Below are 15,820 nucleotides of genomic sequence, written 5' to 3'. Positions count from 1 at the left end.
CCAGCCGTCACATCGACAACGGCAGACGTTTTCACGCCTGCTTTACCGCCTTGATAAAAGCCTCGATCAGGGCACTGTCCTTGATGCCCTTGGCCTGCTCCACCCCGCCACTGACATCTACTGCATAAGGGCGCACCTGAGCGATGGCGCTGGCAACGTTGTGCGGCGACAAACCACCGGCAAGAATAATCGGCTTGCTGAGTTTTTCCGGCACCAGCGACCAGTCGAACGCCTCACCCGTGCCGCCCGGCACGCCAGCGACATAGGTGTCGAGAAGAATCCCGCTGGCACCGCTATACAACTTGCAGGCCGCTTCGAGATCGTCACCGGGACGCACACGCAGGGCCTTGATCCACGGCCTGTTATGACCGGCACAATCAGCCGGGGTTTCATCCCCATGAAATTGCAGCAAATCCAATGGTACCGCTTCGAGGATTTCGGTCAGTTCACAGCGACTGACGTTGACGAACAGGCCCACGGTGGTCACGAACGGTGGCAAGGCGGCAATAATTGCCCGCGCCTGCTGCACATCTACCGCGCGCGGGCTCTTGGCATAAAACACCAGGCCGATGGCATCGGCGCCAGCCTCAGCCGCCGCCAACGCATCTTCAATGCGAGTAATACCACAGATTTTGCTGCGAACTGCGCTCATGACCTGTGAACCCTGGCTGATCTGGAAAGCTCCGGATCTTAGCAAATGGCTAGTGGGTCGTCAGCCGCCAGCGTTTCGTAACCGGTGAGAAAGTGTGGGCCGATGTAACGCTCGGGCAACTGAAACTCATCGTGGTACTCCACTTGCACCAGGTACAAACCGAACGGATGAGCAGTAACCCCCCCAGTGCGCCGCTCGCGGCTTTCCAGCACCTCTTTGGCCCACTCCACCGGGCGCTCGCCAGCACCGATCGTCATCAACACACCAGCGATGTTACGCACCATATGGTGGAGGAAGGCGCTAGCGCGAATATCCAGGACAATCATCTTGCCGTGGCGGGTAACGCGCAGGTGATGGATGTTCTTGATCGGCGACTTGGCCTGGCATTGACCGGCGCGAAAGGCGCTGAAGTCATGGGTCCCCACCAGATAGTCGGCAGCCAGGGCCATGCGTTCGACATTCAGCGGTCGGTGGTTCCAGGTCACTTCCTGACCCATATGCGCCGGACGAATCTGATCGTTGTAGATCACATAGCGATAACGCCGGGCTATAGCCTTGAAGCGAGCATGAAAACTTGCCGGCATCTCTTTGGCCCACGCCACACTGATGTCATGAGGCAAGTTGATATTGGCGCCCATTGTCCAAGCCTTCATGCTGCGCACTACCTGGGTGTCGAAATGCACCACCTGCCCGCAGGCGTGGACCCCGGCGTCGGTACGCCCGGCACACAGCAGGGTAACGGGTGAATCGGCAACTTTGGACAGGGCTTCCTCCAGGGTCTGCTGGACACTCGGCACGCCATCGGCCTGACGCTGCCAGCCACGGTAGCGCGAGCCTTTGTATTCAACACCCAGGGCAATACGGGAGAAGCCTTCGGCCGCCGATTCAGCAACCGTGTTATCAATGATTTCCAAGAAGATAAAGCCTGTCGATTAAGCAGATGGCGGGAATTATAACGACAACGGCAGCCTCGAGGGCTGCCGTTGGACGTGCAAGGGCAAGACTCAGACCAGACGCGAAAGCATCTCCTCCGCTTCTCCCTTCTGGGCATCATTACCCTCCTTGCGTACTTCATCAAGAATGTCACGGGCGCCATCATGATCGCCCATATCGATGTATGCGCGCGCCAGGTCGAGCTTGGTGGCTGCCTCATCGGCCCCACCGAGATAGTCGAACTCCAGGTCGTCGCCCAGATCGTCACTCATTGCGTCTTCAGCCGTGAAATGCGGCTCGATCGACGGTTGCTCCAGGCTCTGGGACAACTTGTCGAGCTCAGCGTTGACGTCATCAAGCTCGGAAGCAAAGCTCTTGGCTGCGGTTGAGTCGTCGTCCAGAGACAGCGACAGATCGAAATCTTCCGGCAGATCCAGTTCGCTCAGCGAATCGAACTCCGGCATGGTTTCGTCGAAGGCAGCCAACTCGGCAGCAATATCAACAGGTTCGCCTTGCTCCAGCGTGGCAACCTGGTCGGCAGCGACGTCGAGATCAAAATCAGCCAAATCATCGAGAGTCACCGGCGCAGGCTCAACCCGCGGCTCGACCATATCGTCGACTAGCGGTTCATCAAATGTCGGCTCGGCTACAACCGGTTCAACCACTACCGGTTCGATTGCAGGCTCAGGCGCAACGTCCACTTCGAGTTCAGGTGCCGACTCGCCAAGCTGCAGGGGCTCGGTTAGCTCCAGACCTTGCAGGTCGTCTTCCAGGCTCAGGTCAAAAGCACTGTCCAGCTCATCATCGACAATCGCTTCAGGCTCGGGCTCGGGCTCGATGACCGGCTCTGGCTGCACCTGCGGCTCGTCTTGCAGCAACGCCTGGACATATTGAGCGTCCATTTCCGCCGCCAGCGCCGCCGCGCCGATACCGCCCGCTGCCGCCAGCGCAACCATGGCCGGGAAGCGGCTTTTCAGCGCCTCGACATCCGCGTGGTTCTGGCCGTTGGCGATCAGTTGACGCTCATGACCAACAAAGGCATCGCGATCACCCTGACGCGCATACACCTCCATCAACTTCAGGCGCAAATCGCTACGCCCTGGTGCTGCAGCCACGGCGGGCTCCAAAAGATCAGCAGCGTGGTTCAGGCGTCCGCGGGCAATACTCAGTTCCACCTCGTCGAGCAAGGCATCGCCGCTTGGCGCGGGGGCAGCGTCAGCAGCAGGCGCCACCAGCGGCGCAGCCATAGGTTGCGGCTGCACAGGTGCTTCGACGGGGTCTGCTGCAGTCACTCTGGATGCCACGACGCCAGCTTCTGCCGCGCTGGCAGCTGCCGCAGAGGCTGCCACCACCGCTGGCGCCAAGGTAACGCTAGGCGCTGGCACGTCCAGGCCCTCGAAGCTGCTCGGCGGCAAGTCGAGGTCCGGGTTGCGCTCGCTTTCCTCAGCCAGTGCACGCGCCATGCGCAGGTGCTTTTCCGCCTCCTGGTCAGCCTTGCGCTTGCGCGCCAGCAGCAACAGCAACAACAGCAGCACCAGCAACGCAGAAGCGCCGATCAATGCGAGCATGGTCGGGTTGCCGAGCACATCATCGAGGGTGCTGCTCGACGCCGCTTCTTCGCTTGCAGGGGTTGAGGCGTCCAGCGGTGCGGTATCGACCGCAGCAGGCGCTGGAGCAACTACCGGTTCACCCGGCGCTGATTGCAACTGGGCGGATATGGCAGGCTGCGCCGGGGTGCCTTCGGCCGGTTCCTGGCCTCCGGCGCCCTGGGCTTCGAGCCTGGCCAATTGATCATTTTTCAAGGCAATCAGGCGCTCCAGCTTGTCCAGCTGGCTCTGCAGATCGCTCATCCGGCTTTTCAATTCGGTGTTGTCACGCCGGGAGGTGTCGAGGCTCTCTTGCGCCATCGCAAGTTTATCGCTGACCGCCTTGCCGTCACTGGCAGCCGCTTTGCTGCCTGGCGCTACCAGTCGCAGATTGTCCTGATTGGCAATTCGCGCTGGAGCCGTCTCGGCGGCGGTGCGGCGAGTGGCGTCGAGCTGTCGGGCGCGCGGCCCCAGTCGTCGCCCTTCACGCCAGGCGGCGTACTGCTCTGCAACTTCGGCTACCGCCTGGCCTTGAGGAATACTCATGACCTGTTGCTGATCGGGCAGGCGCAAGACCTGACCGGTTTTCAGCAAGTTGATATTGCCGTTGATAAAGGCATCGGGGTTCAGCGCCTGAATGGCCAGCATGGTCTGCTGCACCGAGCCCCCCTGGCGTGCTTTCGAGGCAATCTCCCACAATGTGTCACGGCGTACTGTGGTGTAGTTGCCCGGCGCGCTTACCGCCGGGCTGATTGTCGATTCAGGCTTGGCGCCCGGCAGTGCAGCCTGGTTGACCAGTACGCTGTAATCACGCAACAGGCGCCCGCTTGGCCACATCACCTGGACCAGGAACTTGACCATTGGCGCCGGCAACGCCTGACTTGAAGTCACCCGCAAGACACTCTTGCCGTTGGGGTTGATCACCGGGGTGAAAACCAGGCCGTTGAGGTAGGTCGGACGTTCAATCCCGGCCTTGGCAAACTCTTCAGGCGGCGCCAGGCTCGGGGCCATTTCGGCGGCAGTGAGATCGCGAACATCGAGCAGTTCGATTTCGGCATCCAGCGGCTGATTCTGCGCCGACTTGAGGGTCAACTCACCCAAACCGAGGGCATGCGCCATACCGGACGACAGCGCCGACGCCGCGGCTATTGCTAAGACCAGTTTGCGAATTCGAAGCATGACCTCTTCCTTTGAAAGAACCGTCCCCGGCAACCGAGCAATCTCTCGGTAAAAATTAGCTGCAAGTATCTTTTACACAACATGTTTTATCAACAATTGCGCCAATTGCACGGCGTTCAATGCCGCGCCCTTGCGCACATTGTCGGTGGTCAACCAGAGGTTGAGCTGCTCGACCTCGTCAATTCCACCGCGTACTCGTCCAACATAGACCACGTCCTGCCCAACCGCGTCACCCACCGGAGTCGGGTAGTCACCCTCCTCGACCAGTTCAATACTGTCAGCAGCCTCAAGCGCGGCGTTGACTGCGGCCAGATCAACCGCTTTGCGGCTTTGTACCGACACACTGTAGCTATCGCCGAAAAACACCGGGACTTGAATGCAGCTGACGGAAATCTTCAGCGCCGGCAAGCCCAGCACTTCGCGCAACTCACCGACCAGGCGACGCTCGAGCGCACCATGACCATCGGTATCGTTGGCGCCGACCTGAGCCAACAGGTTAAAGGCCATTTGTCGATCGAAGAAACGCGGCTCCAGCGGACGCGCGTTGAGCAGCTCTGCGGTCTGGCGGGCCAACTCGCTCACTGCTTCACGGCCTTGGGCCGACACTGCCAGGCACGCAGTTACGTTGATTCGCTCGATATCGAGCAAGTTCTTCAGCGGCGCCAGGGCCACCGACAAGGCCACGGCAGCAGCGCTCGGGCTGCTCACCTGCACTGGCTGAGCCAGGTTTTCGAGCCGTGCGGCATTGGCCTCAGGAACCAAGGCCGGCGCCGCCTCGGCCGACAAGCCGCCTGACAGATCAATCACGGCACAACCGGCGGCCTGGGCCCGCGGGGCGAAGCTGCGGGTAACGGCGGGGCCGGCAGCGAAAAACACCAGCTTGACCTTGGTGAAGTCGAAGCTGTCGACTTCACGGACGCGCAGGCTTTTACTGCGAAACATCACACCGCTGCCAGCCGATTCATTGCTGGCCAGCAAGTGCAGGGTACCCACTGGAAAATCCTGCTCTTCAAGAATTTGCACAAGGGTTTCACCGACAGTACCGGTGGCACCGATAACGGCAATATCAATAGGCTGGCTCATGGGGAACTCCTCTGCTGGAACGGCGGGAGCGGCACTTTACACCACAATCGCGGAGCAAGCCCGTTCCTGCCGGCTCTATTGATAACAACAAAAAAGCCCGTGCTGTCACCAGCACGGGCCTTCGCTACCGCCAGCGTCAGATCAACGCTCCAGCAGAATCCGCAGCATGCGACGCAGCGGCTCGGCCGCGCCCCACAGCAGTTGGTCGCCGACAGTAAAGGCACCCAGGTACTGCGAACCCATGTTCAGCTTGCGCAGACGCCCCACCGGAATGTTCAACGTACCGGTGACATTGGTCGGGCTGAGCTCCTGCATGCTGATCTCACGCTGGTTGGGCACCAGTTTGACCCATGGGTTGTGCTGGCTGATCATGCCTTCAATATCGGCGATCGGCACATCTTTGTTCAGCTTGATGGTCAGCGCCTGGCTGTGGCAACGCATTGCACCAATGCGCACGCAGATACCGTCAACCGGGATCGGGCTCTTGAAGCGACCGAGAATCTTGTTGGTCTCGGCCTGAGCTTTCCACTCTTCACGGCTTTGACCGTTAGGCAGTTCCTTGTCGATCCAGGGGATCAGGCTGCCCGCCAGCGGAACACCGAAGTTTTCCGTCGGATAGGCTTCGCTGCGCATGGCTTCGGCGACCTTGCGGTCGATGTCGAGGATTGCGCTGGCCGGATTGGCCAGATCATCCGCCACGGCCGCGTGGGTGGCGCCCATCTGACGGATCAGCTCGCGCATGTTCTGAGCACCAGCACCGGACGCTGCCTGGTAGGTCATGGCACTCATCCACTCGACCAGGCCAGCCTCGAACAGGCCACCCAAGCCCATCAGCATCAAGCTGACGGTGCAGTTGCCACCAATGTAGTTCTTGGTGCCCGCGTCGAGTTGCTGATCGATAACCCGGCGGTTGACCGGATCCAGAACGATAACCGCATCATCCTGCATGCGCAGGCTGGAGGCGGCATCGATCCAGTAGCCCTGCCAGCCGGCTTCGCGCAGCTTGGGGAATACTTCGCTGGTGTAGTCGCCACCCTGACAGGTCAGGATTACATCGAGGGTCTTGAGCTCTTCAATGCTGTACGCGTCCTTGAGCGGAGCAATGTCCTTGCCCACAGCCGGACCCTGTCCACCTACGTTGGAAGTGGTGAAGAACACCGGCTCGATGAGATCGAAATCCTGCTCTTCCAGCATCCGCTGCATGAGCACGGAACCGACCATACCGCGCCAACCGATCAGACCTACACGTTTCATCGCAACTACACCTTTGCTAAAAAGTGGGCCGCTGCTTCACAAGGAAAAACAGCAGCGGGCCCGAGAGATTACAGATTCCGCAGCGCTGCGACTACTGCGTCGCCCATTTCCTGCGTACCTACCTTGCTGCAACCGGCCGACCAGATGTCGCCCGTGCGCAGCCCCTTATCCAGCACCAGGCTGACGGCCGTTTCAATTGCTTGGGCTGCCGCCTGTTGATTAAAGCTGTAACGCAACATCATCGACACCGACAAAATGGTTGCCAGTGGGTTGGCGATGCCTTGTCCGGCGATGTCTGGCGCAGAGCCGTGGCACGGCTCGTACATGCCTTTGTTGTTGGCATCCAGGGACGCTGACGGCAGCATGCCAATGGAGCCGGTGAGCATGGAAGCTTCATCCGACAGGATGTCACCAAACATGTTGTCGGTGACCATGACGTCGAACTGCTTGGGTGCGCGCACCAGTTGCATGGCGGCGTTATCGACGTACATGTGGCTGAGTTCTACATCCGCGTAGTCCTTGGCCACTTCTTCGACGATTTCGCGCCACAACTGGCTGGAGGCCAAGACGTTGGCCTTGTCCACCGAGCAGAGTTTCTTGCCGCGTACACGGGCCATGTCGAAACCGACACGGGCAATACGGCGGATTTCGCTCTCGCTGTAAGGCAGGGTGTCGTAGGACTGACGTTCACCGCCTTCCAGCTCGCGGGTGCCCCGTGGTGCGCCGAAGTAGATACCCCCAGTCAGCTCGCGGACGATGAGAATGTCCAGGCCGGAAACGATCTCTGGCTTGAGCGAAGACGCATCGGCCAATTGAGGATAAAGAATGGCTGGGCGCAGGTTGGCAAACAGCTCCAACTGCGAACGGATCTTCAACAGGCCGCGCTCAGGGCGAATGTCACGCTCGATCTTGTCCCACTTTGGCCCACCCACAGCACCGAGCAATACCGCGTCGGCCTGGCGCGCACGCTCCAGGGTCTCATCGGCGAGCGGCACGCCATGCTTGTCGATGGCAGCACCACCGATCACGTCGTGAGACAGGCTGAAACCAAGCTGGAACTTATCGTTGGCCAGCTCCAGCACCTTGACCGCCTCGGCCATGATTTCCGGACCAATACCATCACCAGGGAGAATCAGAATCTGCTTGCTCATGGGTTCCTCTTGTTCGAATCAAGCGACACGCCGTACTGGCCTGCCGGAAATAAATCAGCGCTCTGCCCACAGCACCAGCACATCGGTGCTGAACGAGCCGTCGGCTTCAATCTGGTAATACTGCCGTACTTCTTCGCCCATCGCCTGCTGCAAATGGCGTATTGCGTCACGCATTACTTGTGGGGTGCGCATACGCTCGACCCACGAGCTGTACTCAAGACGCAAACGCTGGCGCGTGTGGCTGCGCGCAGCCAAGCCGGCCTCACTGATTTGCTGCAGCCACTGCGCCGCCGAATAATCGCGCACATGGCTGGTATCACGCAGGACCTCAACGCTTTGCAGATACGTGTCGAGCAATGGGCTGCCTGGCGAAATCACATCGATGAAGGCCGCCACGCCACCTGGCTTGAGTACCCGGCGCACTTCGCGCAGGGCCAACCCCAGGTCGCTCCAGTGGTGCGCCGAATAGCGGCTGAAGACGTAGTCGAAGCTGGCATCGGCAAACGGCAGGCGCTCGGCAACACCGCACTCGGTGACGATATTCTCCAAGCGCCGCTCGGCAGCAGTCGCCGCGACCACATCGAGCATTTGCTGTGACAGGTCGTAGGCCACCACTTCACGCACCAGCGGCGCTACGTGAAAACTCACATGCCCAGCCCCACACCCCAAGTCCAGCAAGCGCGCGCGACCTTGCCCGGCGAGCTCCGCCTGCAACAAGGCAAACTCGCTGCCCTGGGCGTGCACTGCACTGCTCAGGTAGGCATTGGCCTGCTCGCCGAACTGGCGCTGGACAACATCGGTATGGGTGCTGCTGGTCATGTGCATCTCCTTAAACCCCCACAGCAATCTTTGTGGGGGTGGGCTTGCCCGGCAATGGCTCAATCAAACGTCACGAAACAACCAGGGCTGACTGGCGCGATGCTTGGCTTCGAAGGTGGCAATTGCATCGGCATCCTGCAAGGTCAAACCAATGTCATCCAGGCCGTTCAACAGGCAGTGCTTGCGAAACGCATCGACTTCAAAGCTCAGTACCTTGCCATCGGGACGGGTGACGGTTTGTGCCTGCAAGTCGATGGTCAACTGATAGCCAGGATCGGCCTCCACCTGCTTGAACAACGCGTCCACTTCCTCATCGCTGAGGATGATTGGCAACAGGCCATTCTTGAAGCTGTTGTTGAAGAAAATGTCGGCATAGCTTGGCGCAATAATGCTGCGGAAACCGTACTCTTCAAGGGCCCACGGCGCGTGCTCGCGGCTCGAACCACAACCGAAGTTCTCACGGGCAAGCAGTACGCTGGCACCCTGGTAGCGCTCATGGTTGAGAACGAAGTCCGGATTTTGCGGACGCTTGCTGTTGTCCTGATAGGGCTGGCCCACATCCAGGTAACGCCATTCATCGAACAGGTTCGGGCCAAAGCCGGTGCGCTTGATCGATTTCAAGAACTGCTTGGGAATAATCTGGTCGGTGTCGACGTTGGCACGGTCCAAAGGCGCGACGAGGCCGGTGTGCTGGGTAAAGGCTTTCATGCTGCGCTCCCTTGAATCAACTCGCGTACGTCTACAAAACGACCGGTTACCGCGGCGGCGGCGGCCATCGCCGGGCTCACCAGATGGGTACGACCACCCGCGCCCTGACGGCCTTCGAAGTTGCGGTTGGAGGTGGAAGCACAATGCTCGCCACTCTCCAGGCGGTCCGGGTTCATTGCCAGGCACATGGAGCAACCTGGCTCACGCCACTCGAAACCAGCTTCGAGGAAAATCTTGTCCAGGCCTTCTTTCTCAGCCTGGGCTTTGACCAGGCCCGAGCCAGGCACGACGATGGCTTGTTTGACCGTCGAGGCAACCTTGCGACCTTTGGCAATTTCGGCAGCAGCGCGCAGATCTTCGATCCGCGAGTTGGTGCATGAGCCAATGAAGACGCGATCCAACTGAATGTCGGTGATCGCCTGGTTGGCGCTCAAACCCATGTACTTCAAGGCGCGCTCGATCGAGCCACGCTTGACCAGATCGGCCTCGGCGGCCGGATCGGGAACGCGCTGATCAACCGCCAGGACCATTTCCGGCGAAGTACCCCAGCTGACTTGCGGCTTGATCTGTGCGGCGTCCAACTCGATCACCGTATCGAACACGGCATCGGCATCGGAAACCAGGTCTTTCCAAGCGGCGACAGCCTGATCCCATTGCTCGCCTTTTGGCGCGTAAGGACGGCCTTTGACGTAGGCAACAGTTTTTTCGTCGGTCGCAACCAGACCTACACGGGCACCGGCTTCGATGGACATGTTGCAAATGGTCATGCGGCCTTCGACGGACAGGTCGCGAATCGCGCTACCGGCAAACTCCATCGCATGACCGTTGCCACCGGCGGTGCCGATCTTGCCAATCACCGCCAGTACGATGTCTTTGGCAGTCACGCCAAATGGCAGCTGGCCTTCAACCCGCACCAGCATGTTCTTCATCTTTTTCGCAACCAGGCACTGGGTAGCGAGTACATGCTCGACTTCCGAAGTACCGATGCCATGGGCCAGCGCGCCAAAGGCACCGTGCGTGGAGGTATGCGAGTCGCCGCAGACCACGGTCATGCCTGGCAAGGTTGCGCCCTGCTCCGGGCCAATGACGTGAACGATGCCCTGACGCACATCATTCATCTTGAATTCGGTGATGCCATACTCGTCGCAGTTCTCGTCGAGGGTCTGCACCTGCAGGCGCGAGACCTGATCGACGATGGCGTCGATTCCGCCCTTGCGCTCAGGGGTGGTGGGCACGTTGTGATCAGGCGTGGCGATGTTGGCATCGATGCGCCAAGGTTTGCGTTTGGCCAAGCGCAGGCCTTCGAAGGCTTGCGGCGACGTCACTTCGTGAATGATGTGACGGTCGATGTAGATCAGCGCCGAACCATCGTCGCGCTGTTTGACCAAATGCGAATCCCAGAGCTTGTCGTAGAGCGTTTTGCCGGCCATCAGACGTTTCCTCATCAGCGTCTTTCTATGCCAATAACCACTTGGCTTGTACGGACGATGCTATGAGGTTAGATTGAATAACTCAAATTCATAATTTTTATAGTTTGGATAACCAAAAGGAATCCGAGTTTTGGACCTGGCCAATCTCAACGCCTTCATTGCCATTGCTGAAACCGGCAGCTTCTCTGGAGCAGGCGAACGCCTACACCTGACGCAGCCGGCAATCAGCAAACGCATTGCCGGGCTTGAGCAACAACTGGATGTGCGCCTGTTCGATCGCCTGGGTCGCGAGGTGAACCTGACTGAAGCTGGCCGCGCCCTGCTCCCGCGTGCCTACCAGATTCTCAATGTGCTGGACGACACCCGCCGGGCCTTGACCAACCTCACCGGTGAAGTCAGCGGGCGGCTGACCCTGGCTACCAGTCACCATATTGGCCTGCACCGCCTGCCACCCCTGTTGCGGGCCTTTACCCGACAATATCCGGCAGTGGCATTGGATATCCAGTTTCTCGATTCAGAAGTGGCATACGAAGAGATTCTCCATGGTCGCGCCGAAATTGCCGTGATCACGCTTGCCCCGGAACCCCACCATCTGGTTCGCGCGGTGCCGGTGTGGGACGACCCGCTGGATTTCGTCGCCGCCCCCGAACACCCGCTGGCCCGAAACACTGCGGTCAAACTGGCAGACATTGCCCACCTTCCCGCGGTATTTCCCGGCGGCAACACCTTCACCCATCACATTGTCCAGCGCCTGTTCGAAGCCCAGGGGCTAACGCCCAACATCGCCATGAGTACCAACTACCTGGAAACCATAAAAATGATGGTTTCCATTGGCCTGGCCTGGAGTGTGCTGCCGCGAACTATGCTCGACGAGCAAGTCGCGCCTATCGCTTTGCCGGGCATACAGCTAACGCGCCAACTAGGCTACATTTTGCACACTGAGCGAACGCTATCGAATGCGGCGAAAGCCTTTATGGCCCTGCTCGACAATCATGCAGGCAGCGCTGACGTCCGGTAATAGCCGCTCAGAATGACACTCAAGGACGTGCCACCGCCAAAGGTCTGGTCTCGATGCCCAAATCAGCAAACCGCTTTCCGCGCCTGCCACGCATCCATGCGGCAGACCCCCAGGCGTTGGAGCAGACCTGGGAAAATGCACCGCAACTACTGGCGGCGTTGAACGGTGCGCGCCTGGGCGCCTGGTTCTGGGATGTCGAGACAGGCCAGATCAGTTGGTCGCGAGGCACCCAGGCGTTGTTTGGCTTCGACCCTCAGCAACCCTTGCCCAATGACCTGGACTATCTCGATCTGTTGCCGGTGGAAGACCGCGCCCGCACGCTGCAAGCCTTCAATGCGGTTCTCAATGGCGAACCGGTCGAGCAAGCCCTGCGCCACCGTATTCGCTGGCCAGATGGCAGCATGCACTGGCTAGAAATCAATGGCAGCCTGGCCAAGGACAAGCACGGACGTCCACAGATGATTGGTGTGATTCGTGAGATAACCCGCCAGCGTGAGCGCGAAACCGCCCTGATCAACTCGGAAAAGCGCTTTGCCACCCTGTTTCACTTGAGTCCGAACGTGGTGCTGCTGACCCGCCGATCCGACGGCCTGATCTATGAGGTCAACCAGCATTTCGAGCAAACGCTCGGCTGGTCCGGTGCGCAGGTTATCAACCGGACCACTATCGAAATCGGCCTGTGGGCCAACCCCCTGCAACGCCACAGCGTGCTTGAGGCAACGCGCAACAGCCACGGCCCGGCAACCCTGGAAGTACAATTTTGTGCCAGCAATGGCAAGATCCACGACGGCATCCTCAGCACTCAGAGCATCGAGCTGCAAGGCACTGTCTACCTGCTCAGCACCTTCGTTGACACCAGTGAACGCAAACGTGGCGAGCAGGCCCTCAAAGACAGCCAGGAGCGCCTGGACCTGGCCCTGGACTCAGCCCAGATGGGTACCTGGGACTGGCATATTCCCAGCGGTATGCTGTATGGCTCGGCACGCGCCGCCGAGTTGCACGGCCTGGACCCGGAACCGTTCCACGAGTCCTTCGACGCATTTTTCGAAGGTGTGCCGGAGCAAGAGCGCAATACCATGCGCAAGGCCTACCGCAGTCTGCGCGAAGGTCCAGCCGGCAACTACCAGATCACCTACCGGATCCAGCTGGAAAACGGCACCTCGCGCTATATCGAAAGCCGCGCGCGCTTGTACCGCGACCCGCAGGGCAATCCACTGCGCATGGCCGGCACCCTACTCGACATCACCGACCAGGTAGAGCGCGAACAACGCCTGACCAGTTCGGAAGAAAAGTTCGCCAGCCTGTTCCAGGCCAGCCCCGACCCCATCTGCGTGACGCGACAGGACAGCGGCCAGTTCATCGAAATCAATCCTGCGTTTACCCAGACCTTCGGCTGGAATGCCGCCGATGTGCTCAACCATACCGCCGAGGAAATCGGCTTGTGGGCAGAATCGGCCGAGCGTGCACGGCGTATCGAACAGGTCATTCGTGACGAGGCCCTGAATAACGTCGCGGTAGCGATCAACCACAAAGACGGGCAGCCCCTGACCTGTGTCATTTCCAGTCGTTTGATCACCGTCGACGAACAGCCCTGCAGCGTCACCACCCTGCGTGACATTACCCAGCAGCAACGGGCCGAGGCCGCTCTCAAAGCCAGCGAGGAAAAGTTTGCCAAGGCATTTCACTCCAGCCCCGATGCCATCACCATTACCGAACTCGAAAGTGGTCGCTATCTGGAGGTCAACGACGGTTTTTGCCGGCTTACCGGCTACAGTACCCACGAAGTGATCGGACGCTCCGTGTACGACATTGGCATCTGGGCGGACGAAAAGCAGCGTGCCGTACTGATCGCCGAGTTCATGGAGAAAGGCCGGGTACACCACCGGGAAATGCTCGGGCGTCACAAGGGTGGCGACATCCTTACTGTCGAGGTTTCGATCGAACCGATTACCCTCAACGAAACGCAGTGCCTGCTACTGACCGCTCGTGACGTCAGCCAACTCAAGAATGCCCAGGCGCAGATCCGTCACCTTGCCTACCATGATCCGCTGACCAATTTGCCCAACCGCGCGTTGCTGATGGACCGCCTGAGCCAGCAGATCGCCCTGCTCAAGCGCCACAACTTGCGCGGCGCGCTGTTGTTCCTCGATCTTGACCACTTCAAGCACATCAACGACTCCCTTGGCCATCCAGTGGGTGACACGGTGCTGAAAATCATCACCGCACGCCTGGAGGCCAGCGTACGCCTGGAAGACACCGTGGCACGCCTGGGTGGCGACGAATTCGTGGTGCTGCTCAGCGGCCTGGAAGGCAGTCGCGACGAGGTTACGGACAAAGTTCGCGAGCTGGCAGATACCCTTCGCGAGTTACTGGCCGAGCCCATGTTCCTGGATGGTCAACGCCTCCAGGTGACCCCCAGTATCGGCGTGGCGCTGATTCCCGATCACGGCTCGACTCCGGCCGATCTGCTCAAACGCGCCGACATTGCCCTGTATCGCGCCAAGGACTCCGGGCGCAACACCACTCAGTTGTTCCATGCCAGTATGCAAAAGGCTGCCAGTGAGCGTTTGCGCATGGAAAGTGACCTGCGCCTGGCACTGGCTCGCGGCGAACTGACCTTGCATTTCCAGCCCCAGGTCGATGCCCGCGACAATCGCATTGTCGGCGCCGAAGTATTGCTTCGCTGGCATCACCCACAACTGGGCCAACAACCGCCGTCGCAGTTCATCCAGGTGCTGGAAGAAAGCGGCCTGATTCTGGAGGTGGGAAGCTGGATACTCGACGAAGCCTGCGATGCCTGCGCAGGCATGTTGCGCGACCGCTTGATCGACGCCGAAGACTTCAGTCTGTGTGTAAACATCAGCCCCCGCCAATTTCGCCAGAATGACTTTGTCGAGCGAGTCCTGCGCAGCCTCGACGACTTCGGGCTGCCCTACAAAATGCTCAAGCTGGAGATCACCGAAGGTATCGTTATCCAGAACCTGGAGGACACGATCAACAAGATGCGCGAGCTCAAGCGCTACGGGGTGAGCTTTGCCATGGATGATTTCGGTACTGGGTACTCGTCATTGACCTACCTCAAGCGCCTGCCGGTAGACGCATTGAAGATCGACCAGTCGTTCGTGCGCGACGCCCCGCAGGACCCCAACGATGCAGAAATCGTCCGGGCTATCGTGGCCATGGCGCGCAGCCTGGATCTGGCGGTGATTGCCGAAGGCGTGGAGCAGTCGGAGCAGCTGGAATTTCTGGAACGTCAGGGATGCTTTCTGTATCAGGGGTATTTGCACAGCCGACCACTGCCACTGAGTGAGTTTCGCAGCTTGCTGCTAGAGGCGCCTGCAGACAGTTGACTGCTTGAATAGCGGTGGCGGGGGCAAGGCCGCCCTGCCGGGGGAGGTTTCAGGATCTGGACAAGCACACACTATCGTCCGTAGTCAGGTTTATTCAATCAAACCGATATGCTCATCAACACGTGAGCCACATTCCGGTGCTCGCCCGCTAGCAGGCCCGGTGCGTAGTCAGTGACGCATACAGCCAGGTGCTGATCCATTGGCGTGGGCGGTTTCGAATCACCTTTGCGCCCTTACGGCGAACTGGCGATGTACGAAAAACTAGATCAACATCAAAAGCGGCACACCAGCGCCTCGCTGTTGCTGTTGCAGTTGCCGCTGCTGTGCTTCTACCTACACAAATCGTGCAGACGCCACAAATCGTCCCTTCAGTAGGCCGAATGGAACCCTTGCGTAGTGGGGCGACGGCCATGGATGGCCGGCGAGCGCCGCAGGGCCAGGACGGCCCTTCGGCGCGGTCCCCGCGGGAGCAAGGGTGGAATGAGGGAACCCGGAGCGCAGCGTAGGGCCGGATGCAGGGACAGGCCCATGCCCACTTTTGCCCCGACAAAAGTGGGTCGCCGTAAGGGCGAAACCAGCCAGTGGTGCCACTGCATCAAATGGATATGCCCATCGCCACTCGAGCCACATTCCGGTGCTCACCCGCTAGCAGGCCCG

General features: G+C 59.8%; 11 protein-coding genes. 2 read left to right on the top strand and 9 right to left on the bottom strand.

Annotation, left to right across the window (positions count from 1 at the left end):
* Nucleotides 1-31: 31 nt before the first annotated feature.
* From H8F21_RS09120 to leuC, 9 genes are all read right to left on the bottom strand, one after another.
* Nucleotides 32-652, bottom strand: coding sequence for a phosphoribosylanthranilate isomerase (locus H8F21_RS09120; RefSeq protein WP_136475212.1), 621 nt, complete (start codon nt 650-652; stop codon nt 32-34).
* A gap of 38 nt (nt 653-690) precedes the next feature.
* On the bottom strand, nt 691-1,566 hold the full coding sequence (gene truA, locus H8F21_RS09115; RefSeq protein WP_203476912.1) for a tRNA pseudouridine(38-40) synthase TruA: 876 nt from the start codon (nt 1,564-1,566) through the stop codon (nt 691-693).
* Nucleotides 1,567-1,656: 90 nt separating this feature from the next.
* Entirely contained in the window at nt 1,657-4,350 is a 2,694-nt protein-coding gene (locus H8F21_RS09110) for a FimV/HubP family polar landmark protein (RefSeq protein WP_203584254.1), read from the bottom strand.
* 72 nt (nt 4,351-4,422) lie between these two features.
* The gene (locus H8F21_RS09105) at nt 4,423-5,433 is read right to left on the bottom strand and encodes an aspartate-semialdehyde dehydrogenase (protein WP_203476914.1); all 1,011 of its coding nucleotides are present in this window, start codon (nt 5,431-5,433) and stop codon (nt 4,423-4,425) included.
* A gap of 141 nt (nt 5,434-5,574) precedes the next feature.
* Entirely contained in the window at nt 5,575-6,687 is a 1,113-nt protein-coding gene (gene asd, locus H8F21_RS09100) for an aspartate-semialdehyde dehydrogenase (RefSeq protein ID WP_203476915.1), read from the bottom strand.
* Between the two features lie 68 nt (nt 6,688-6,755).
* On the bottom strand, nt 6,756-7,838 hold the full coding sequence (leuB, locus tag H8F21_RS09095) for a 3-isopropylmalate dehydrogenase (protein ID WP_203476918.1): 1,083 nt from the start codon (nt 7,836-7,838) through the stop codon (nt 6,756-6,758).
* A gap of 54 nt (nt 7,839-7,892) precedes the next feature.
* Nucleotides 7,893-8,657, bottom strand: a complete 765-nt coding sequence (locus tag H8F21_RS09090; RefSeq protein ID WP_203476919.1) for a class I SAM-dependent methyltransferase — start codon at nt 8,655-8,657, stop codon at nt 7,893-7,895.
* Between the two features lie 63 nt (nt 8,658-8,720).
* Nucleotides 8,721-9,365 (bottom strand): 3-isopropylmalate dehydratase small subunit, encoded by a 645-nt coding sequence (gene leuD, locus H8F21_RS09085; protein ID WP_203476920.1) that lies wholly within the window; start codon nt 9,363-9,365, stop codon nt 8,721-8,723.
* Complete coding sequence (gene leuC / locus H8F21_RS09080; RefSeq protein WP_203476921.1) at nt 9,362-10,795, bottom strand: 3-isopropylmalate dehydratase large subunit; 1,434 nt, start codon at nt 10,793-10,795, stop codon at nt 9,362-9,364. The genes leuD and leuC overlap by 4 nt, the downstream gene beginning before the upstream one ends.
* A gap of 130 nt (nt 10,796-10,925) precedes the next feature.
* Here leuC and H8F21_RS09075 point away from each other — a divergent pair, with 130 nt between their 5' ends.
* Together H8F21_RS09075 and H8F21_RS09070 are read left to right on the top strand one after the other, a co-directional pair.
* Nucleotides 10,926-11,813 carry a LysR family transcriptional regulator gene (locus tag H8F21_RS09075; protein ID WP_203476922.1) on the top strand — a complete coding sequence of 296 codons (888 nt, stop codon included), beginning with the start codon at nt 10,926-10,928 and terminating at the stop codon, nt 11,811-11,813.
* 53 nt (nt 11,814-11,866) lie between these two features.
* Nucleotides 11,867-15,163 (top strand): sensor domain-containing protein, encoded by a 3,297-nt coding sequence (locus H8F21_RS09070; RefSeq protein WP_203584253.1) that lies wholly within the window; start codon nt 11,867-11,869, stop codon nt 15,161-15,163.
* Nucleotides 15,164-15,820: the final 657 nt, after the last annotated feature.

Origin of the sequence: Pseudomonas arcuscaelestis (assembly GCF_016881005.1) — a bacterium.
GTDB lineage: Bacteria > Pseudomonadota > Gammaproteobacteria > Pseudomonadales > Pseudomonadaceae > Aquipseudomonas > Aquipseudomonas arcuscaelestis.
The sequence above is the reverse complement of the archived record's forward strand: the minus strand, read 5'-3'. Positions and strand labels throughout refer to the sequence as shown.